Source organism: Streptomyces sp. NPDC050388 (assembly GCF_040655635.1).
GTDB lineage: Bacteria > Actinomycetota > Actinomycetes > Streptomycetales > Streptomycetaceae > Streptomyces.
This window is the reverse complement of the sequence record NZ_JBFAKH010000020.1, coordinates 1-20,378: the sequence shown is the minus strand read 5'-3', so window position 1 is coordinate 20,378 and position 20,378 is coordinate 1. Positions and strand designations below refer to the sequence as shown.

Below are 20,378 nucleotides of genomic sequence, written 5' to 3'. Positions count from 1 at the left end.
CCGCTGACTACTCGTCGCGCAACTCGCCGAGCACTGGATCACAACCGCACAAGCGCGACGGAAAGGTCGTCCGGGCCGAACGGTCCCCAGCGATCCATACAGCACCGTTTCACCCCATTCCCCCACGTCACTCGAGCATTTCCTACCCCGCCCCCGGTCGGCCTACTAGGGTCGGAACCACGGGGCGCAACAACCGATCGAAAGAGGTCCAGATGAAGACCAGTGGAGCCGCCAACATCGGCGTCGTCGGACTGGCGGTGATGGGATCGAACCTGGCTCGCAACCTCGCCTCCCGCGAGGGCAACAGCGTCGCCGTCTACAACCGCACTTATGCCCGCACCGAGAGCCTCGTCGCCGAGCATCCGGAGGCAGGCTTCATCGCCGGTAAGTCGATCGACGATTTTGTCGCATCGCTGGCCAAGCCCCGAACGGCCATCATCATGGTGCAGGCCGGAGCGGGCACGGACGCCGTGATCGATCAGCTCGCCGAGCGGTTCGAGCCGGGCGACATCATCGTCGACGGCGGCAACGCCAACTTCCAGGACACCATCGCCCGGGAGAAGCGGATCGCCCCCACCGGCATCCACTTCGTCGGTGTCGGCATCTCCGGTGGTGAGGAAGGCGCGCTCAAGGGGCCGTCGATCATGCCGGGTGGTTCGGAGGAGTCCTACCGGACCCTCGGCCCCATCCTTGCTTCGATCGCCGCAGTCGTCGCGGGCGAGCCCTGCGTCACGCACGTGGGCACCGACGGCGCCGGGCACTTCGTCAAGATGATCCACAACGGCATCGAGTACGCCGACATGCAGTTGATCGGGGAAGCCTACGATCTGCTGCGGACGGTAGGGGGCCTCCAGCCGCACGCTGTCGCCGACATCTTCGCCCGGTGGAACGAGGGCCCGCTGGAGTCCTACCTCGTGGAGATCACCGCTGACATCCTGCGCCACGTCGACCAGGCCACAGGTCAGCCGTTCGTGGACGTCGTGCTGGACCGAGCCGGTTCGAAGGGCACCGGCGTGTGGACCGTGCAGAACGCCCTCGACCTGGGCGTGCCAGTGGGAGGGATCGCGGAAGCCGTGTTCGCGCGCGCCGTTTCCGGAAAGGCTGAGCAGCGCGCCGCGGTGCGCCGGCTGGTCACCTCCCGGCCGGAAGTGCAGAAGGCTTCCTCCTCATTCGCGGAGGACGTGGCCGCAGCTCTCTACGCCTCGAAGATCGTCGCATACGCGCAAGGCTTCGACGCCATCACCGCGGGCGCGGAGAAGTACGGCTGGAACATCCGCAAGGACCAAATCGCCAAGATCTGGCGCGGGGGCTGCATCATCCGGGCGCGGTTCCTCGACCGCATCACTCAGGCGTACACCGAGAACCCGGACATCACCACGCTGCTCGAAGCGCCGTACTTCGCGCAGGCCGTCGCCGATGGGGAGGCCGCCTGGCGGCGTGTGGTCGCCACCGCCGCCCTGTCCGGCGTACCCGTACCGGGCTTCAGTTCCGCACTCAGCTACTACGACTCACTGGCCGCCGAGCGCCTGCCTGCCGCGCTCGTCCAGGGGCAGCGGGACTTCTTCGGCGCCCACACCTACCGGCGCACCGACAGAAGCGGCGTCTTCCACACCCTGTGGTCCCGCGATCGTACGGAGATCCAAGTCGATGGGGACGGCCACTAGTCTTCCGGGCCAGGCATGCTGTTCGGATGTGCAGGGTTGCGGGGCGGCCGAAGGCCGAGTTGATCCTGGCGGACGCGGAACGGGCTGCGCTGAGAGGTTGGGTGCGGCGCCGTTCCACGCCGTCGGCATGGGCCCAGCGGTGCCGGATCATCCTGGCCTGTGCAAGTAGGGCGTCGAACAAGGACGCGGCCGCCACCGGCCCACCGCTGCGGTGGGCCGGTGGCGGCCCGGTTCATCTTCATCGAGCACTGGATCGCCGCCTGGGCGACATGCCGCGGTCCAGCGGGCCCAGGACGGTCACCGACGAACAGCCCGCCACCGTAGTCAAGGATCCCTGCTCCTGCACATCGCCTTCGCAACCGCAAGGCCGATGCTGCCGCCAGCAGCACCTCAGGCGTCTCCTTTCCGACCTTTCCCAGCGAACTGACGGGCCATCACCGAAGTCAGCATCGGGTCAGCAAAAGCACCGCCGACACCTGCCCCTGAGCGCCATGGACCGCCAAGATCTATTAGTCGGCCCCAACTTCTCTGACCTGCTGAAACACAGGTCACGGGCCTGTCTGCTAACCTCAGCGGAAGGTACCCGTGAGGATGGTGCACAACGGCATCGAGTACGCCGACATGCAGCTGATCGGTGAGGCGTACCAGTTGCTGCGCGATGTCGCCGGGTACACGCCCGCGCAGATCGCGGACATCTTCCGCACCTGGAACACCGGCCGGCTGGACTCGTACCTGATCGAGATCACCGCCGAGGTGCTCTCCCACGTGGACGCCGCCACGGGCAAGCCGTTCGTCGACGTGGTGGTCGACCAGGCGGAGCAGAAGGGCACGGGGCGCTGGACCGTGCAGATCGCGCTCGACCTGGGTGTGCCGGTGTCGGGCATCGCGGAGGCGGTGTTCGCGCGCTCGCTGTCCGGTCACGCGGCGCTGCGGGAGGCCTCGCGCGGACTGGAGGGCCCGAAGGCCACGCCGCTCGACGAGGCGGAGGCGGCGGCGTTCGCGGACCGGGTGGAGCAGGCGCTGTACGCGTCGAAGATCGTGTCGTACACGCAGGGCTTCCACGAGATCGCCGCGGGCAGCGAGGAGTACGGCTGGGACATCGACCTCGGCGCGGTCTCCGCGATCTGGCGCGGCGGCTGCATCATCCGGGCGGCTTTCCTGGACCGCATCCGTGCCGCCTACGACGCCCGCGCCGACCTGCCGAGCCTGCTGTCCGACGAGACGTTCGCCCGGGAGATCGCCGACGCGCAGGACGACTGGCGCGAGGTGCTGATCGCCGCGACCCGCCAGGGCGTGCCGACCCCCGGCTTCGCCGCGGCCCTCGCCTACTACGACGCCCTGCGCGCGGAGCGCCTGCCGGCCGCGCTCACCCAGGGGCAGCGCGACTACTTCGGCGCGCACACCTACCGGCGTACGGACCGCGAGGGGTCGTTCCACACGCTGTGGGGCGGCGACCGCTCGGAGGTCTCGGCGTAAGCGGAGGACAGGTGACGGGCGCCCGCCGACGTGGTCGGCGGGCGCCCGCGTGTTGTGCCGGCCGTCAGGTGAGCGGCGGGCCCGGCTCCGGGTTGGGAACGGGTTCGGGACCGGGCGGAATGGGCGAGGGTGACGGTCCGGGCGGCACCGGCGGGGGTGGCGGCGGCCCGGGGACGGGCGGGGTCGGCCCCGGAGCGGGCGGCCCGGGAGGGGGCGGCACCGGAACGGGGGGCGGGGGCGTCGGTCCCGGGCCGGGGGGCGGCTCGGGGGGCGGGACCGGCTCGGGGTGGGGCTGCGGAGGCGTGGGGTCCGGGCCCGGGGTGGGCCCCGGGGGGACGGGGTCCGGGGCGGGCCCGGGGGTGCCGGGGTCCGGGGTGGGGCTCGGTGGGACGGGGTCCGGGTGCGGTTGCGTCATGGCGGGTGTCCTCCGGCCAGTCGGTCGACGTCGGCTCTGGACTACTCCCCCGCCTACCCGACGGCCGCGTGCCCAGTCACTCCCCCGTATGACGGCGGGAGCCCGGGTGGCGCTACCGCACGCCGCCGCGCCCGCCGCGAGTCCGGGGCGGGGGCTGGACAGCACCGGGGCGGCGGTCGTCGTGAGCCGCTCCGCCGGGGCCATCGATGCCTGGGCGAGCACGATCACATCGGCGCCGGTGACCGCGTCGGCCGCGTCGGCGACCTGATGGACGTACGCCGCCGTGTCGCCCGCCTCGAAGCGGGCCCAGGCGCCCTCGACCAGCAGGGTGCGCACCTCGACGGGGCGACCGGCCCGGCGGGCCTCCTCCTCGACCAGCGACACCGTCGGCCCGACGGTGCCCTCGTAGGCGGCGAGGACGACGATCCGCGGCCCGGCGGCCACAGCGGCGCGTGCCATCGGCCGGTCGACCCGCAGCACGGGAACACCGACCTCGGCGGCCGCCTCCTCCGCGACTCCACCGATGGTCGAGCAGGTGCACAGCACCGCCCGGGCACCCCCGGCGACGGCCTCCCGCACCCTCGCCCGCACCTCGTCGACGACCGCCGTAAGACCCTCGGCGCGGACCCGGTGCAGCAGCCCCTCGACGACGAGGTGCCGCAGTTCCAGGCCCGGATGGGCGTCATCACGCAGGGCGTCGAAGACGGGGACGTGGACGGGCGAGGTGTGCAGAAGGGCCAGCACGGGGGCGTCCGGCGAGGTCAGAAGCGTCCGGGGTACGCCGCCAGCCACGCCTTCGCCGCCCGGAGGAGCTCCGGGGAGGCCGCCGGGGCCTGGTCGGGGTGGCGTTCGGCCCACTTGACGACGTACGGGCAGAGCGGAGCGACCGCGGTGCCCTCCCGGGCGGCCGTGGCGTACAGCTCGCGGGCCAGGGAGCCGGCGATGCCCTTGCCCTCGTGGGCGGGTTCCACGACGGTGTGCACCGGAACGATCGCGCGCGCGGGGGACTCGAGCACGAAGTACTCGATCCGCCCGACGACCCCGCCCTCGCCCGCCACCGCTTCCAGACGGCCCGCAGCCCGGTCGTCGCGGATCTCGGTGTCGCTCATGGACGCATCACGCTCCTGTCTCTGCCTGCCACCGTCCGCGCCGGTCAGGCCGTGACGGCCTGCGGGCTGCGCTGCTGGTCCGACCCCGGCACCGGCTCGGACGGGTCGGCCCCCAGGGCGACGATGCGGTTGTCGCGGTCCACATGCACCACCCGGGGTTCCAGCGCCCGCGCCTCGGCGTCGGTCACCTGAGCGTAACTGATGATGATCACCAGGTCACCGGGGTGGACGAGATGCGCCGCGGCCCCGTTGATCCCGACGACACCCGAGCCCCGCTCCCCCTCGATGACGTACGTCTCCAGCCGGGCCCCGTTGGTGATGTCGACGATGTGCACGAGCTCCCCGGGCAACAGATCGGCGGCGTCGAGCAGGTCGGCGTCGATCGTCACGGATCCCACGTAGTGCAGGTCGGCCTGGGTGACGGTGGCGCGATGGATCTTGGACTTGAACAGAGTACGCAGCACTTTGGACTCCTGGAGGACGGCTCCCTGCCGGCTTTCTGCAGGTCAAGGGCGTTCTTCACTGTACACGGGCACGCGTCGGACTCGAAGATTGTGAGGAACATCGTTCCACTCCAACGAAAAGGCTCCCCACCTGCGCTTCCGTGCGAACCTGGCTGTGGTGACGCCGCTAATCTGGCGCCTGTTCGGGCAGCCATTTCGGAAAGGCCGGGGATTGATGCTGATCAGATGCTGACTTACCTGACGACACATCAGGTACATGAGGGGGCACAGGACGACTCGTTTCCCTCAGGAGCACCCAAGGCTTCCTCGCCGTGATCAAGTAGCTGGCCCCCTTGGGGACGGGCTGCACTCGGTTGCGTCCTGGGAAGTGGTGTACGGGCTCCCACCTGACCCGGGCGTTTGGCCCGGCGTCGGAGTGAGTGTCCGGATACAAGAACGGCCACCGGCCGATCGAGTCAGGAACCGACGACACCTCCCTGCCCACCGGACTCACCGCATAGCCTCAAAGACGAGATCACCGAGTGGCCGTCGATACACCACCTCAGCGCCCTTGACCGCCTGCGGGCACTGGCGTCGAGCTCCTGCGCACAGGCCAGCAGAGCAGATCCAGGACAGTTGCGGCTGACAACAGGTCAGCGCGTCCCCGCTGCGAGGCGTGGACGGCTCAGCCTCGACGGGCCGCGTCGTGGAGCCGGTGCAGCAGGCGGAAACGGGCACGGCGGTCGGCGTCGCCAGCCATGGCCGTGCCGAGTCGACCGAACTGATCTCCGTCGCCGACGACATAGTCCGCAAGCGCCCAGAACACGATCGCCTGCTGGAAAGCTACCTGTGAGGGGCGCTCCCACGCAGGCCCGTTGTCCGCTTCCGTCCCAGCCTGCGACTCGCGGGCGCGCAGCTCGTAGGACCGAGCCAGAGCTGCCTGATGCGCGGCCTCCAGGTCGGCCTATGGCCGATCACGACCATAGGCCGGACCGCCGACGCCAGCGGACAGGGCGGCAACGGCCAGTGGGTCCTCTGCGAGGCCTGCCTGGGTGACGGCGAGCGTCATGGCGTACCGCTGCATCTCCGGGAGCAGGTGCGGGCCGAGCCCGGCCAGATAGCGGTCGAACGGCGCCTGCGCCAGCAGCGGCGAGTCTTCAAGGCCCTGCGGCAGCACGGGCCTGGGGCACCGGTTCAATCTCGAGGACGAGGTGTGGGCCGGCCGCCCAGCTTGCGTCGAGCCTTGCGGCGGTCGCCCGCTCGAGGGCGGTGAGGCCGGCGCCCCAGGTGCGCTCGGGTCCGAAGCCCAGCCCGTCGAGGTACGGCCGCCATGCGTGCGGAGCGGCGCCGTGCGGCTGGTCGGGGCGGTACAGGTCGAAGGCGGACTGGACCAGACCGTCCTCGGCCAGGCTGAGTCGTGAATTGGCGTTGACGTTCCAGAAGGCGCTCGCGGCCCGACCGAGCCGGGACAGCGGGCGCAGCACTTCCTCGCGCGAGCCCTGGAACTGGTTGCCCTCCACGACCACCACGGTGGTGCCGCTGCGCGAGACCGCGATGCGCTGCTTCTCACCGTCCCAGCCGTCCTTGGTGTCCGACAAGGTGCCGGGGCGGGCCTGGGCGGGGTCGCCGCCGAAGCAGCCGATCACGTCATCTTCGTCGTCCGTGCAGATGGCCGTGAAGGTCGCGGCGGTGGACAGGCCGAGGTCGGCGAGGAGACGGTCATAGTGGGCGGCGGAGTTCATGCCGCCCACTATGACCGTCGGCACTGACACGCCGAGGGAGCCCTGGGCGCCTGCCGCCACGAGGCCTCCGGCGATGTACGCGGCACGGTTGAGCTTCTTTCGAGAAACCGGCTCAGCGACGACGGCGCATGCAGCAACATCAGCGAGTACGGCGGCGAGCGTCTGGGGGGCTCGGTCGCGGCCCCCATCCGTGGGGATGACGGCCTGCAGCGCATGGGAGGGGGCCGGACGCGGGGCTGGGGCCTTCGGGGCGGGAAGGTGCCCGGTCTGCAGCGGCGGCGCCCGGCGCCGACCGAGCGCCGTTCCGCACAGTCACTCACGGTGACCGTGAGCCCTCACCGGCCACGGAATACGCGACTTCCGATTACGAGAGGTCGCCAGTTCCGAGGGCCTGGTCAGCCCCAGTCACCGTTGATCCACGCGAGCAGGCGGGCGCGCTTCTTGTAGGAGCAGGGAGCGTAGACAGCGCCGGACGTGACGTACGTTTCGGGCCCGCCCCGCAGGTCGTGCCCGTAGTGGCTGGGGCCGTACTCGCCGTCACGGCGGCCGTCCAGGTCGTCGGCCCAGTCGAGGAGACCGAAGTCGAGGTCGAGGTTCTCGAGGTACCGGGCGGGGTCGGCCGGTTCTACCGGTGCGGGACGACCGTTTGCCCCGGCGGTGAGCCGGTCTTCGAGGCAGCCGTCGGAGCGCACCGGCTGGCCCAGCCACCACCCGGCCAGGAACACAGCGTACACAGTGGTGGCGGCGCCGAGGCGGCGCAGGGTGATCCAGGCAGGCATCCGGGGAGTGTCGCACGATATGAGGCCGGCGCCCGCGTTGGCCAACACCCCGGGCCACACCTCCTCCCTACCGCCAGTGACCCTGGAACCACGCGCGCAGGCGGGGGCGTTCGCTCGTGTCGTTGGTGCAGGCGACGGCGTAGGTGGTGATCGTCTGGGACCACCTGTCGCTGACGACCCCAGGCGGGTGGTAGGGGGTTTTGTGGGCCGGATCCGGCGTCGGGTCGAGCGGGAGGGGGGACTTCGAGGCGTACCGTGACGGGGACGCCGTCGGCGTGGGGGTGGGGGTGGGGGATGGTTCGGTTTCGTACTCCTCGGCGATCCGGTCGCGGGCGGCCTGGTCGACGTGGCATTCGGGGGTGACGGGCTGACCCAGGTACCAGCCCGCAACGAACACGCCGTAGAGCGCGGCGGTGGCGCCGAGGCGGCGCGGGGTGACCCAGCGGGGGGTGTTCACCGGCGGCCCCGTTCCAGAACACGGGCGGCGTCCCGTAGCGCCCGGGCAGCGGCTTCGGCGTCCGTGGCCCGACTGTCCCGGAGGAACCGGCAGGCGGTCGAGAGCGCCTCCTCCCGCAGGGCGGCCTCATTGCCCAGGGTCGCGTAATCGCCGGTGCACACGCCGGGCGACGGGTCCCCGGTCCTGGGCTGGTTCCCGGTGCCGTGGCGGGGGCAGGCCGAGTGCTTGACGACGATGTGGTCCGGGTGCGCGCTGCCGCTTGGGCCGGCGGGGCGGGTGAACCCGGCGCCGAACGCGGCGGCGGTGCAGGCCGCCCCGGTTCCGGGGGCGGCGCGGAGGCCAACCCGGCGCAGGTCGGGCGGTGTTGTGCTCATGCCGAAGAACCCTACCCGCAGGTGCAGACCTCTCTGCAGGTATGTGTGTCCCCCGACGCGCGGCCGGCGCGGGTGTCGCGGGGCACGGGCCGCGCGAGGCCGAACGGCAGGCGTTCGCGCTGCGCACGATGACGGAGGCGAGGGCAGGCGCGGGCCGAGTCGAGGAAGCCGTGGCTCCACTGGATCGGACCGTGGAACTGGCCCGCACCATCACCGACCCCGAGCAGCAGGTGTCCACTATTGGCAGCGGCTGCCAAGAGGAAAGGAGCTACGGAAGAAGGGCGATCGCCGCTTGCTGCAGCGCTCTCTTCCGCTGATGTGCTCGCTCTTGTGAGGACCTCCTCATCGGTTGCGACCGAAGCCTTGGATGAAGCCGTGCGATGTTTTCGTCAGGATGCGTGAACCTGCCTACAGCTCGATGTCGATCTGCTCCACGTCGGTGAACTCCACGCCGAGGCCGTGCGCGCGGCGGCCGCCCCCCAACACGTCCGCCGCCGACCTCACCTGCCCAGTGGTGAGCTTCCCCTCCCGCCGCAGGGCCAGCAGACGGCGCACCGTCGGCCCCCGCGTCGACATGGACTCACGCTACCCAGGACACGAATCTTTCGGAGGCCGATTGCTGGGGGGCTGCTGTACGGCTGGCCCGGGGTGGGCACTCGGTGGTGGGAGAGGTTTCTCCGGCTGGGGCGAGGCGCTCAGGCCACGGGCCATGGTGCGGCGGGCTGAAGCGATCTCTGGGCGCGCCGTCTGGCTATGTGCCCTCCGATGCCGAGCAGGGTCAGCACCATCCCGAGGCTTCCGATTGCCACCAGCACCGTTGGCGCGGCGGAGTTCTCCACTACTCGCCCCTGCACTCCGGAGGCCGCGAGGCTGCCTGACTGCTCGCTGAGGTGGTAACGCGAGTCGTTGGAGTTCGCACGGTGATCGCCGAGCACGAACAACCGCCCCTCCGGGACCTTCACGTCGTACGGGACGACCCCCAGGTCCTCGTGGACATCCGTCACATACGGCTCGTCGAGTGGCCTTCCGTTCACCGTGACCCGATTCCCAGCCCCCGCCACGTGATCGCCGCCTGTCCCGATGACCCGCCGCAACGCCGGTCCTCCCGTTTGATAGTGCTCGGGTGCATCGATGAGTACGACATCACCTCGACGTATCTCGGTCGCGTCGATCTGCTCGATCAGCGGTCGATCACCCGGGCGGAATGTGGGCCTCATCGAGTCGCCCATGATCGTGACCGTCTTGTAGTTCGCGAGGGTGTACACGATGGCCCCTACCAGGAGGGCCAACCCGAAGGGTGCCAACACCCAGGCCACATCTCTCAACCTGGCGATCGTTCTTCGCTGCCACATGAGCATCCCTCCCCTTGAACCGCCCGACGGCTGTGCGGGCCAGCAGAGGCTATGTGACCTCGGTACAGAAACGCACCCAGCTCCTGCCCCCGCTGATCACCCGCGGTCGGCTCCCAAGGCCAATGGAGGCTCTGCGAGTTCCGGCGTTGCTGTCGTTGCTGTCAGTGCTGTTTGCGATGATCACGAAATGAGTACGAGAGACTTCTGGCATCTCCAGGACTGGAACGATCTGGCATCTGTCCGGGCGCGGCTTGCGGGAGGGGAGTCTCCGACTGCCCGCTACGGGTCATTTGAGGAGACGCCCCTGCATCTGGCGGCAGCGGCGGGCGCCGCTGAGGCGGTGACCGCGATGCTCGCCTATACGCGGGAGGTGGATATCCCTGATGAACGGGGGCGTACGCCTTTGTGGTGGGCGGTCGAGCACCTGCAGGGGCAGACCGTGCAGCTACTGTTGGAGTCGGGAGCCGATGCGTGGCGGCCGTGCGTGGATGAGTGGACACCGGGGCGGCTCGCCCTGACCACGGGCCTTGCGCCCTTGGTGGCGGGCACGCCCGGGGCAGTGCCGTTGACGGTTGCGCAACGGGCCGAGCAGGCACGGGCGGACCGGCTGATCAGCGTCTTCTCGGCAGAGAAGATCCATACCGAAGGCCTGGGAGTGACCTTCACCGATGTCCTCGGTGAGGATGAGGTCATCCGTCGACTCGGTGCCGATCCTGCAAAGTGCCCCGTATTCCAGCAGGATTCCGAGATGGACCAGAGGGACCTGTTCGACGCCGGCGGGAACTATGCGGTTGGCGTCACCGGTACCGCACTGGGCTGTATCGTCAGCCAGCCCTTTTCGAATGAGCTGGACGACGATGAACTGGCCCGCAGGCTGGCGCCGGCCACCACCTACAGCCTCTTCTTCAACCCCAAGGGCGGCACCTGTGGCACGCTCTACCGCGACGGCACCGAAGTACGGCATGAGGAGATAGGTTCCCTGACGCCGTTCGCGGATGCTCCGCCGGAGCACTGGCTTTACCGCTTCTGGCAGCGCCCCGGCATCACCTTCCCCTACGACGCCAACCTCCTCGCGTATGCCTGCGCGATGGGAGGCATCACCAAGGCAACCGGCAGGGACTGCTGGGCGTTGAGCCGTGGACCGCGCCGGATCGTGCGGTGCCGTTGAGGCCTTACTGAGCGTTTCGGCCAAGCGTTGTTCTCCGCCCAGCCAGTGAGCTCTTTCCGTGTGCCCAGTACCCCTCCGGCCTGCAGCCCCGGACCGCCAGCCATGACGGAACCGGCAGCAGGTCCCGCACTACTGCCCACTCCGCATCGCTCATGTCCGAGGCGTACCGGGGCCTGCGCTCCGGCCGGTCGGCCGCGTTGCCGAACCGATGGGCGAGGCAGTCACACCCAAGAGGGACGAACTGGACTCCGCGACTGCGACCACGCGACACTTCGACACCAGGGCCTCTTGCTTCTCGCTGAACTCGACAACCGCGAGCTGCCAGGAGGCCTTTCTTCCATTGGCCCCAATCGACCCATCAGCAACGTAGGACTCACTGCCGAACGGGCCACTCCGATCTCTCGGGGCGGCCCGTTCGGTGGCTGCGGACGCGGGTCAGACGGCGGCGGGGGTGAGCACCGGCGCGCCCGTCCTGTCGCGGAGTTCCTGCTCGGTGACCCCTGGGGCGAGTTCGACGAGCCGGAAGCCCTCATCGGTGACGTCGAGGACGCCGAGGTCGGTGACCACGCGGTGGACGCAGCCCCGGCCGGTGAGCGGCAACGTGCAGGACTCGACCAGCTTGGCGCTGCCGTCCTTCGCCACGTGCTCCATCAGGACGATGACGCGGCGGGCACCGTGCACGAGGTCCATCGCCCCGCCCATGCCCTTGATCATTTTCCCGGGGACCGCCCAGTTGGCGAGGTCTCCGCGCGCAGAGACCTGCATGCCGCCCAGGACGGCGACGTCCAGGTGGCGGCCGCGGATCATGGCGAAGGACAGCGCCGAGTCGAAGAAGGCGGCGCCGGCGACGACGGTCACGGTCTCCTTGCCCGCGTTGATGAGGTCGGGGTCGACGGCGTTCGGGGTGGGGTAAGGGCCGGTGCCGAGGATCCCGTTCTCCGAGTGGAGGACGACATGGACGTCATCGGGCAGGTGATCGGGGACGAGGGTGGGCAGGCCGATGCCCAGGTTCACGTACTGGCCGTCGGCCAGCTCGCGGGCGGCGCGGGCCGCCATCTCGGTGCGGGTCCAGGCCATCAGACGGCGCTCCCTTCGCGGACGGTTCGCTTCTCGACGGGCTTGGCGCCCCGCTTTCGCACCTCGACCACGCGCTGCACGAAGATGCCGGGCAGGTGGACGTGTTCGGGGGCGATCTCACCGGGCTCGACGAGTTCCTCGACCTCGGCGACGGTCACCCGGCCGGCCGTCGCGCACAGCGGATTGAAGTTGGCCGTGGTCTTGTCGAAGACGAGGTTGCCGTGCCGGTCGCCCTTCGAGGCCCGCACCAGGGCGAAGTCCGTGGTGATGGACCGCTCCAGAACATACGTCTCGCCGTCGAGGACACGGGTCTCCCTCGCCGGGGACTCGACCGCGACCGAGCCGTCGGCCGCGTACCTCCACGGCACGCCGCCCTCGGCGACGGCGGTGCCCACACCGGCCGGGGTGTAGAAGGCCGGGATGCCGGCGCCGCCCGCGCGCAGCCGTTCGGCGAGCGTGCCCTGCGGGACGAGTTCCAACTCCAGTTCGCCGGCCAGGTACTGGCGGGCGAACTCCTTGTTCTCGCCGACGTAGGAGCCGGTGACCCGGCTGATCCGCCCGGCCCGGAGCAGGATGCCGAGGCCGTGGTCGTCGGTGCCGCAGTTGTTGGAGACCACCCTCAGGTCGCCGGCACCCTGCTCGTGGAGGGCGTCGATCAGCTCCTGCGGCACGCCGCAGACGCCGAAACCGCCGACGGCGAGGGTGGCGCCGGAGGGGATGTCCGCGATCGCCTCGGCCGCGGAGGCCACTGTCTTGTCCATATTCACGCCTCCACGGCCGGCTCGATGCGGCCGGTCACGGCGCCGAATCCGATGGTGGTGCCGTCGGCGCCCGGAGCGGTGGCGGTAATGGTGATCTCGTCGCCGTCCTCGAGGAAGGTGCGGATCGAGCCGTCGGGCAGTTTCACCGGGGTCTCGCCGCCCCAGGCGAGCTCCATGAGGGAGCCCCGCTGGTTCTCCTCGGGGCCCGAGACGGTCCCGGAGGCGTAGAAGTCGCCGGTGCGCAGCGAGGCGCCGTTGACCGTCATATGGGCGAGCATCTGGGCGGGTGTCCAGTACATGGCGGAGAACGGCGGGGTGGCCACCAGGTGGCCGTTGAGGCGGACCTCGAGGGTGAGGTCGAGGCCCCAGTCCTCCTTCTCGGCCAGGTACGGGCGGAGCTCGTGCTCACGCGCCGGCGGGGCGACCCGTGCGGCCTCCAGGGCGTCGAGCGGAACCACCCAGCAGCTGACGGAGGTGGCGAAGGACTTGCCGAGGAACGGGCCGAGCGGCACGTACTCCCAGGCCTGGACGTCGCGCGCGGACCAGTCGTTGACCAGCGTCACGCCGAAGACGTGCTCGCGGAAGGCATCGACGGCGACGGGCCTGCCCAGCTCCGAGGGGGCGCCGACGACGAAACCGACCTCGGCCTCGATGTCGAGGCGCGAGGACGGGCCGAAGCCGGGCAGTCCGCCGTCGGCGGGCCGCTTCTGCCCGTTGGGGCGCACCACCGGTGTCCCGGACGGCACGACGGTGCCGGCCCGGCCGTGGTAGCCGATGGGGAGGTGCTTCCACTGCGGGGTCAGCGGGTCGCTGCCCGGCCGGAACATGCGGCCGATGTTGGCGGCGTGGTGCTCGGAGGCGTAGAAATCGACGTAGTCGGCGACCTCGAACGGCATGCCGAGACCGACGTCGGTGAGCGCGTGCAGGTGTGGCTCGACGGCGGGGCGGGCCGTGGCGTCGGTCAGCAGCCGGGTGATGTCGGCACGGACCTGTTGCCAGCGGGCACGGCCCTGGGCCATGAAGGCGTTCAGGGAGCCCCGCGCGAAAGTGTCGTCGCCGAGGGCTGCGGCCAGGTCGAGGACCTGCTCGCCGATGGCGACGCCCACGCGTGCCCCACCGCCGGACTTCGGGGTGAAGACGCCGTAGGGGAGGTTCTGGATCGGGAAGGGTGAGCCGTCGGGGACGGTGACCCAGGTGGTGGTCATTCGTGTTCCTTCACAGGGGTGTTGAGCAGGGCCCGCGCCTCGCTGACGGGACGGGCGGTGGAGCAGGAGCCGTACGAGACGAGCGCGTGGCGCGCCGCGACGGCCTGTTCCCCGGTCAGCGTGTCGGCGCGGCGGGCGAGTTCGCCGCCGTCCTCGATCTCCAGGACGGCTCGTACGGCAGCCTCGTCCCCACCGTCGGCAGCGGTGGCCATGGCGAGGAGCAGGTTGAGGTAGCCGTGGTGGGTGAAACCCGTCTCCGGCGCGGTGTGGCGGACCGCCTCGTGCAGTCCGGCGGTCGCCTTGAACGGCACCTCGGCCGCGACGCAGGCGCACACGAACGCGGCGACCTGCTCCACCGACGGGAACAGTTCGGCGCGGACCCCGCCGCAGCGGAGCTTGGCGCCGAAGGGACGGGTTCCGGCGTGCGCGGCGAGCGCGGTGAGCAGTGGCTCGGGGTGTGCCTGCACAACCGGCTCCGCGTACAGGGGCACCTCGCTGGGCACGTCCTGCAACGTGGCCGACACCGCGTCCAGGGCAGTGTGCTCGTCCTCGCCGAAGGCCTTGAGGGGCACTTCGAGAAGGGCGAGCCGCAGCCGTGGGTCGGCGAGGATCTGCGCGCAGGCCGCGGCGAGGGTCTCGGCGTCCTGGTCCGCGATCAGACCGAGCTCGAAGACCTCGCCGTCGCGCAGCAGGGAGCGCAGCTCGCCGAGCCGGGACGCGGGAACGAGGAAGCGGTGGGTGTGCATCGCCTCCCCGGCCGCCGCGTCTGCGCGGTGCCGCTCGACCGCCCGGTCCATGGGCAGCGCGGTGGGCGGGAACAGGCCCGCGTCGTCGACCAGCGCGTCCAGTAGTGCGTGCGGGACCGTCATGCTCGCCGCCCCGCCCAGCTCCAGGCGTAGGCGCCGTCGTCGCAGGCCCGGCCGCCCTCGCCGATCTCCAGGGGGCGGAACGTGTCGACCATGACGGCGAGTTCGTCGAAGAACTCGGCGCCGATGGAGCGCTCGTAGGCGCCGGGCTGCGGGCCGTGGCTGTGGCCTCCCGGGTGCAGCGAGACGGAGCCCTGGCCGATGCCGGAGCCCTTGCGTGCCTCGTAGTCGCCGCCGACGTAGAACATGACCTCGTCGCTGTCGACGTTGGAGTGGTAGTACGGCACCGGGACGGCCAGCGGGTGGTAGTCCACCTTGCGTGGCACGAAGTTGCAGATGACGAAGTTGTCGCCCTCGAAGACCTGGTGGACAGGCGGCGGCTGGTGGACCCGCCCGGTGATCGGCTCGAAGTCCTCGATGTTGAAGGTGTACGGGTACAGGCACCCGTCCCAGCCGATCACGTCGAACGGGTGGTGGGCCTGCAGGAACCGGGTGCCGACGATCTCGCCGCCCGCACCGCGGTGCTTGACCAGGACCTCGACGTCGGTGCCTGTGCCCTCGACCAGCTCGGTCGGCCCGTGCAGGTCGCGCTCGCAGTACGGGGCGTGCTCGAGGAGCTGGCCGTAGCGGGACAGGTAGCGCTTGGGCGGGGCGATGTGGCTGTTGGCCTCCATGCAGTAGGTGCGCAGCGGTTCGTCCCCCTGGGGGATCCAGCGGTGGGTGGTGGCGCGCGGGATCACCACGTAGTCCCCGGCGCGGGCGTTCAGAACGCCGAAGACCGTCTCGACGCGGGCGGCGCCGGACTCGACGTACACGCACTCGTCCCCGACGCCGTTGCGGTACAGCGGCGAGGCCCGGCCGGACACTGCGTAGGAGATGCGCACGTCACCGTTGCCGAGCACCAGACGACGCCCCGTGACCACATCGGTGTCCTGCCAGGCGTCGTCCTTGAACAGCTCGTGCAGCCTCAAGTGACGTGGCTTCATGGGGTGATTGGGGACCGTCGCCGTGTCGGGAAGCTCCCAGACGGTGGAGTCGGTGATCGCGGACGGGATGTGCCGGTGGTAGAGCAGCGACGAGTCGGCGGAGAAGCCCTCCTCTCCCATCAGCTCCTCGAAGGCGAGGGTGTCGCCGTCGTAACGGAACTGGGTGTGCCGTTTCGGGGGGATGGTGCCGAGGCTGCGGTAGTGGGCCATGAGCCGGCCTCCTTTCGTAGGGGGTGTCAGAGCGCACCGGCGACCGGCACGGGTGCCGCGTCGGGGGTGGGTGCCGCGTCGGGGTCGCGGTCCTTCGTCTCACCGGCCCAAAGGAAGGCCGAGATGGTGCACAGCTGGGCAGCGACGAGGAAGACACCGACCGGCCAGGTGGAGCCGGTCTGCCGCATCAGGGCGACACCGAGCAGCGGGGCGGCGGAACCGCCGAGAACGGTGGCGATCTGGTAGCCGAGCGAGGCGCCGGTGTATCGGACGGCGCTCGGGAACAGCTCGGAGAAGAACGCGGCCTGGGAGCCGCACATCAGGCCGTGCAGGGCGAGACCGACCGAGACGGCGAGGACGATCAGGCCCATCTCTTTGGTGTCCACCAGCGGGAGACCGACCAGTCCCCAGACGAGTAGCAGGGCCGCGACCGTCAGATTGACCTTCTTCCGGCCGAGCCGGTCGGAGAGGTGGCCGCCGACCAGCATCGCAGCGACCTGGAAGACGGAGCCGATCGCGACAGCGATCAGGCCGGTGCTCTTCGGCAGGCCCAGCTGTTCGCTGAAGTAGGAGAGCAGGAAGATGCTGAAGGAGTAGTAGGCGGCCTTCTCGCCCAGGTTGGCGAGGGCGGCGATGGTGACCTGACGCTTGTGGTCCCGCAGGACGGTCTTGAGCGGGGCGTGCCCCTCGTGGGAACGGCCATTGTCCTGCAGCGCCAGCCACTGCGGGGACTCCTCGACGGCCCGGCGCAGCCAGAGACCGATCAAAACCAGGACCGCCGAGAGCAGGAAGGCGATGCGCCAGCCCCAGGACTCGAACTCGGCGTCGGTCATCGACATGCCGAGGACGGCGAGCACCGCGGTGGCCACCATGTTGCCGAGCGGGCCACCGGTCTGCGGCCAGGCGCCCCAGAAGCCGCGCCGGTGCTTCGGGGAGTGCTCGGTGACGAGCAGGATGGCGCCGCCCCACTCGCCTCCGAGCGCGACGCCCTGCACCAGGCGGAGCAGGGTCAGCAGGATCGGCGCCACGACGCCGATCGAGTCGTACGACGGGACGAGACCCATCAGGACGGTGGCGCCACCCATCAGGGCGAGGGAGAGCGAGAGCGTCTTCTTGCGGCCGATGCGGTCCCCGAGGTGACCGAAGAGGATCCCGCCGACCGGGCGGGCCAGGAAGCCCACCGCGTAGGTGGCCAGGGCCAGGAGGATGCCGATGACCGGGTCGCCGGCCGGGAAGAAGACCTTGTGAAAGACGAGCGCGGCGGCCGATCCGTAGAGGAAGAAGTCGTAGAACTCGATGGTGGTGCCGGCCAGGGCGGCGCCGACGACGCGGGCGAAGCCGCGTCCCGTGGCGCCGGTCGGCGCCTTCGCCGACGCGGGGGCAGTGGGTTCGGACAAGGAGGACTCCGTTGTCGTCCGTAGGAGGGTGGGGTCGTCCGTAGACGTGGGCGTGCGGTTACGCGGTCCTCTCTGCCTCGGCCACCAGGGCGGCGAACCGCTCCGGGGTGAGGTGGTCGAGCGCGGTGAGCATGGTGAGGCGGACGAGGAACGGCACTCGGCCCGCTTCGCCGACCCGGTCGATGGCCTCGCTGAGCGTGCGCCAGGTGGCCTCGGCGTGCGCGATGGCGCGGTCCTCGTCGTCCTGGACGGCGGCGACGGTGGTCGGAGCGGGTTTGGTGGTGGCGGTCATCGCGCTCCTCCTGCGGTGAGCTGGTCGGTGAGGTGTCGGGTGAGCGGGCCGAGCGGTTCGCCGGTACGGATCCGGGCGAGAACCAGACCGTCGGGTCGGACGAGGAGCGCTTCGCCATCGGCCAGACCGAGGCGGGCAGCTGCCTCATGGCCCAGAACCGGCACGCCGGGGGCGGGTTCGCCCTCGGTGGCGAGGGCGGTGACGGGCAGGAAGGCGGAGAGTTCGGACGCCACGCGGGCGGCGTCGGCGGCGGTGGCCGCGGCGATCAGCGAGAAGGTGGCGCCGCGCAGGGCGTGCAGGCCGGTCTCCTCGCCGCCCACCGGGATGACCTTGAGGTCGGGCAGTGGGTCGCCGGGGAGCGGGCCGCTCGCCGCCGGGGCGGCTGTGTGGGTGAGCGGCGAGGTCCGGCTGTGGGTGGCGCTGGACTGACGCGGGTTGACGAGGTGGGTGAGCACCGGCCGCGCCAACGCGAGTTGCAGGACGGCGTCCCGGGTGAGGCGGTAGCCGTCGGTGCCGGGCGTCATGAACAGGGTGGACTTCTCGGCCTGTTCGGCGTTCTGCCGCCAGGCGTCCCGCCGTTCGTCGGCGACGGTACGCAGAATCCGCTCGTCGGCTTCTCCGTTCACCACGGCGGCCAGCGCCCAGGCGTAGACGTCGGCGTCCTCCAGACCGGAGTTGAGGCCGCGCACGCCGAAGATCGGCACCAGGTGGGCGGCATCGCCGGCGAACAGGACACGGCCGTGCAGGAAGGAACCCAGGGCCCGGGCGTGAGCGCGGTACAGGCTGGACCACTCCAGGGTCCACGGCTTCCTGGTGCCGAGCCACTCGAGGTGACGGGTGATCACGGCGCGGACATTCTCCTCGCGGATCGCCTCCTCGGGGTCCTCATCGGTGTCGATCTGGTAGTCAATGCGCCAGATGTCGTCGGGCTGGCGGTGCAGCAGGATCGTCTGGCCCGGGTTGGACGGTGGGTTGAACCAGGCCTGCCGTTCGGTGGGCAGTTCGCTTTCCCAGTGGATGTCCGCGATGACGTACCGGCCCTCGTAGCTGGTGCCCTCGAGGTGGACGTCGAACGCCTTGCGGACCGCGCTGTGCGCGCCGTCGCAGGCGACGAGGTGGCGGGCGCGCAGGACGCGCGGGCCGGCCGGGGTCTCAGCCTCGACGGTGACCTGGCCCTCGTCCTGGGTGACGCCGGTGACCCTGCTCTTCCAGCGCAGCTTGATCCGCGGCTCGGCGAGGGCGGCGTCGAGCAGGATCTGCTCGGCGACCGATTGGGAGATGTTCACCATCGGCGCCCGGACGTCCGCCTCGCCGTGCGGCATGGCGAAGGCGAGCACCTCGGTGTCGCGGTAGTGGCTGCGGCCCGTGGTCCACGGCAGGGACAGCCGGGCGAACTCCCCGCCCACGCCGATGCGGTCCAGGACCTCCATGGAGTGGCGGGAAAGGCAGATGGCCCTGCTGCCGTGGCAGACCGAGTCACCGGCCTCCAGCACGGTGACGGCGACCCCGCGGCGAGCCAGGCCCAGGGCGACGGCCAGGCCCACGGGTCCCGCTCCGGCCACCACGACCTGCTCGGGGTCGGCGCCGGGCGCCGTAGAGGCGAAGTCCACGAAGTCGTGATGGTGCGGTTCGAAGTACACGAGGACACACTCCCCAGCTGTTGCAAATATCGAAACAACGCGTTACGAATGTTGCAACACCTTCGTCGCGATAATGTCCTCACGTCAAGAGGCCAAGGGGAAAAAGTTCCTTCATTGCGGAGAGAAGGACCTGAGGGAAGGGGCGCGAGGTGGCCGCTGGAGGTTCGCAGACGCTGGAGCGGGGGCTCATGGCGCTGCGCATGATCGCCGAGGAGCCGCAGGGGCTGACGGCCAGTGAGATCGCGGCCCGGCTGGGTGTTCACCGGTCCATCGCGTACCGACTGTTGACGGCACTGGTGCGGCAGGACTTCGCATCCAAGGACGAGGCCAACCGGTACCGCATCGGCGTCGCCTTCTTCACCCTGGCCCAGCAGTCCCGCCCCCCCATGCTCGACACGGCGCAGCCCGTGCTGCGTGACCTCGCCGCGGAACTGGGCGCCACCGCCTGCCTCGTTGTCCGTGACGGCATGGAGGCGGTGGCCGTCGCGGTCGTCGAGCCGCCCGGCTCCGGCGCCCGGCTTTCGTACCGCATCGGGAACCGGGACCCCCTCGACCGGGGCGCCGGCGGCCTCGCCCTGCTGGCCGCCGCGGACCCCACGCCCGACGAGCCCGAGCGGATCGCCGACGTCCGCGTCCGCGGGTACGCGGTCACCAGCGAGGAAGTCCTGCCCGGTATCTTCGGCGTCGCCTCACCCGTGGGCGCCCGGTCTGACGAGCAGCCCGCCGCGGTGACCGTCCTGACTCACCATCAGGACTTGGCGGAGGCCGCTGCCCCCGCCGTCGTCGCCGCCGCGGAGCGCCTCACCACGGCGCTGAGTCCGTCCGTCTGACCGGCCAGGGATCCGCCTCCCGGGCGCTTGTCCTCCTGCCGGGCCTTGACCCCTGATCTTGGACACACGAGACACTGGATCCTGAGGATCTGAGAACGGACATCTCGTGGTCATGAAGCACTATCCGCCGGAGTT

22 protein-coding genes and 2 pseudogenes are annotated in these 20,378 nt (G+C 70.5%); 6 read left to right on the top strand and 18 right to left on the bottom strand.

Annotation, left to right across the window (positions count from 1 at the left end):
* Window positions 1-212 precede the first annotated feature (212 nt).
* Together gndA (AB0I73_RS14015) and gndA (AB0I73_RS14010) are read left to right on the top strand one after the other, a co-directional pair.
* On the top strand, window positions 213-1,664 hold the full coding sequence (gene gndA / locus AB0I73_RS14015) for an NADP-dependent phosphogluconate dehydrogenase (RefSeq protein WP_363037154.1): 1,452 nt from the start codon (window positions 213-215) through the stop codon (window positions 1,662-1,664).
* 585 nt (window positions 1,665-2,249) lie between these two features.
* Window positions 2,250-3,140 (top strand): annotated as a pseudogene (gene gndA / locus AB0I73_RS14010) (NADP-dependent phosphogluconate dehydrogenase); the annotation flags it as partial.
* 535 nt (window positions 3,141-3,675) lie between these two features.
* Here the strand turns inward: gndA (AB0I73_RS14010) and AB0I73_RS14005 are convergent.
* From AB0I73_RS14005 to panD, 3 genes and pseudogenes are all read right to left on the bottom strand, one after another.
* Window positions 3,676-4,299: pseudogene (locus AB0I73_RS14005) on the bottom strand (aspartate/glutamate racemase family protein); the annotation flags it as partial.
* Window positions 4,300-4,316: 17 nt separating this feature from the next.
* Window positions 4,317-4,664, bottom strand: coding sequence for a GNAT family N-acetyltransferase (locus AB0I73_RS14000; RefSeq protein WP_363037006.1), 348 nt, complete (start codon window positions 4,662-4,664; stop codon window positions 4,317-4,319).
* A gap of 44 nt (window positions 4,665-4,708) precedes the next feature.
* Window positions 4,709-5,128, bottom strand: a complete 420-nt coding sequence (gene panD, locus AB0I73_RS13995; protein WP_363037004.1) for an aspartate 1-decarboxylase — start codon at window positions 5,126-5,128, stop codon at window positions 4,709-4,711.
* A gap of 655 nt (window positions 5,129-5,783) precedes the next feature.
* Here panD and AB0I73_RS13990 point away from each other — a divergent pair.
* Window positions 5,784-5,960: a hypothetical protein gene (locus AB0I73_RS13990; protein WP_363037002.1), complete on the top strand. Its 177-nt coding sequence runs from the start codon at window positions 5,784-5,786 to the stop codon at window positions 5,958-5,960.
* 111 nt (window positions 5,961-6,071) lie between these two features.
* On the opposite strand, the gene AB0I73_RS13985 is transcribed toward AB0I73_RS13990, so the two are convergent.
* The 5 genes from AB0I73_RS13985 to AB0I73_RS13965 form a co-directional block, all read right to left on the bottom strand.
* On the bottom strand, window positions 6,072-6,284 hold the full coding sequence (locus AB0I73_RS13985) for a hypothetical protein (RefSeq protein ID WP_363037000.1): 213 nt from the start codon (window positions 6,282-6,284) through the stop codon (window positions 6,072-6,074).
* The gene (locus AB0I73_RS13980) at window positions 6,265-6,849 is read right to left on the bottom strand and encodes a DUF6461 domain-containing protein (protein ID WP_363036998.1); all 585 of its coding nucleotides are present in this window, start codon (window positions 6,847-6,849) and stop codon (window positions 6,265-6,267) included. Before AB0I73_RS13980 ends, AB0I73_RS13985 begins: the two co-directional genes overlap by 20 nt.
* Window positions 6,850-7,244: 395 nt before the next feature.
* Window positions 7,245-7,628: a hypothetical protein gene (locus AB0I73_RS13975; protein WP_363036997.1), complete on the bottom strand. Its 384-nt coding sequence runs from the start codon at window positions 7,626-7,628 to the stop codon at window positions 7,245-7,247.
* Between the two features lie 67 nt (window positions 7,629-7,695).
* Entirely contained in the window at window positions 7,696-8,085 is a 390-nt protein-coding gene (locus AB0I73_RS13970; protein WP_363036995.1) for a hypothetical protein, read from the bottom strand.
* On the bottom strand, window positions 8,082-8,459 hold the full coding sequence (locus AB0I73_RS13965) for a hypothetical protein (protein WP_363036993.1): 378 nt from the start codon (window positions 8,457-8,459) through the stop codon (window positions 8,082-8,084). Before AB0I73_RS13965 ends, AB0I73_RS13970 begins: the two co-directional genes overlap by 4 nt.
* A gap of 41 nt (window positions 8,460-8,500) precedes the next feature.
* On the opposite strand from AB0I73_RS13965, the gene AB0I73_RS13960 reads away from it, so the two are divergent.
* Complete coding sequence (locus AB0I73_RS13960) at window positions 8,501-8,776, top strand: hypothetical protein (RefSeq protein ID WP_363036991.1); 276 nt, start codon at window positions 8,501-8,503, stop codon at window positions 8,774-8,776.
* Between the two features lie 91 nt (window positions 8,777-8,867).
* Here the strand turns inward: AB0I73_RS13960 and AB0I73_RS13955 are convergent, their stop codons facing one another.
* Together AB0I73_RS13955 and lepB are read right to left on the bottom strand one after the other, a co-directional pair.
* Entirely contained in the window at window positions 8,868-9,035 is a 168-nt protein-coding gene (locus tag AB0I73_RS13955; RefSeq protein ID WP_363036989.1) for a hypothetical protein, read from the bottom strand.
* A 119-nt stretch (window positions 9,036-9,154) separates the two neighbouring features.
* Window positions 9,155-9,817 (bottom strand): signal peptidase I, encoded by a 663-nt coding sequence (gene lepB / locus AB0I73_RS13950; protein WP_363036987.1) that lies wholly within the window; start codon window positions 9,815-9,817, stop codon window positions 9,155-9,157.
* A 181-nt stretch (window positions 9,818-9,998) separates the two neighbouring features.
* On the opposite strand from lepB, the gene AB0I73_RS13945 reads away from it, so the two are divergent.
* Window positions 9,999-10,979 (top strand): ankyrin repeat domain-containing protein, encoded by a 981-nt coding sequence (locus tag AB0I73_RS13945; protein ID WP_363036985.1) that lies wholly within the window; start codon window positions 9,999-10,001, stop codon window positions 10,977-10,979.
* A 435-nt stretch (window positions 10,980-11,414) separates the two neighbouring features.
* Here AB0I73_RS13945 and AB0I73_RS13940 read toward each other — a convergent pair whose 3' ends face one another.
* Genes AB0I73_RS13940 through AB0I73_RS13905 form a run of 8 tightly spaced genes read right to left on the bottom strand, consistent with a single transcriptional unit; the run spans window position 11,415 to window position 19,413 of the window.
* Complete coding sequence (locus tag AB0I73_RS13940; protein WP_363036983.1) at window positions 11,415-12,056, bottom strand: CoA transferase subunit B; 642 nt, start codon at window positions 12,054-12,056, stop codon at window positions 11,415-11,417.
* A complete protein-coding gene (locus AB0I73_RS13935; protein ID WP_363036981.1) occupies window positions 12,056-12,817 on the bottom strand; it encodes a CoA transferase subunit A in 762 nt (253 codons plus the stop codon). Before AB0I73_RS13935 ends, AB0I73_RS13940 begins: the two co-directional genes overlap by 1 nt.
* Window positions 12,818-12,819: 2 nt before the next feature.
* On the bottom strand, window positions 12,820-14,022 hold the full coding sequence (gene fahA, locus AB0I73_RS13930; RefSeq protein ID WP_363036979.1) for a fumarylacetoacetase: 1,203 nt from the start codon (window positions 14,020-14,022) through the stop codon (window positions 12,820-12,822).
* Window positions 14,019-14,891, bottom strand: a complete 873-nt coding sequence (locus tag AB0I73_RS13925) for a hypothetical protein (protein WP_363036977.1) — start codon at window positions 14,889-14,891, stop codon at window positions 14,019-14,021. Before AB0I73_RS13925 ends, fahA begins: the two co-directional genes overlap by 4 nt.
* The gene (locus AB0I73_RS13920) at window positions 14,888-16,084 is read right to left on the bottom strand and encodes a homogentisate 1,2-dioxygenase (RefSeq protein WP_363036975.1); all 1,197 of its coding nucleotides are present in this window, start codon (window positions 16,082-16,084) and stop codon (window positions 14,888-14,890) included. Before AB0I73_RS13920 ends, AB0I73_RS13925 begins: the two co-directional genes overlap by 4 nt.
* Window positions 16,085-16,110: 26 nt before the next feature.
* Window positions 16,111-17,481: an MFS transporter gene (locus AB0I73_RS13915; protein ID WP_363036973.1), complete on the bottom strand. Its 1,371-nt coding sequence runs from the start codon at window positions 17,479-17,481 to the stop codon at window positions 16,111-16,113.
* A gap of 58 nt (window positions 17,482-17,539) precedes the next feature.
* Entirely contained in the window at window positions 17,540-17,773 is a 234-nt protein-coding gene (locus AB0I73_RS13910; RefSeq protein ID WP_363036971.1) for a hypothetical protein, read from the bottom strand.
* Complete coding sequence (locus AB0I73_RS13905; protein WP_363036969.1) at window positions 17,770-19,413, bottom strand: FAD-dependent monooxygenase; 1,644 nt, start codon at window positions 19,411-19,413, stop codon at window positions 17,770-17,772. Before AB0I73_RS13905 ends, AB0I73_RS13910 begins: the two co-directional genes overlap by 4 nt.
* Window positions 19,414-19,562: 149 nt before the next feature.
* On the opposite strand from AB0I73_RS13905, the gene AB0I73_RS13900 reads away from it, so the two are divergent.
* Entirely contained in the window at window positions 19,563-20,243 is a 681-nt protein-coding gene (locus tag AB0I73_RS13900) for an IclR family transcriptional regulator (protein ID WP_363036967.1), read from the top strand.
* Window positions 20,244-20,378: the final 135 nt, after the last annotated feature.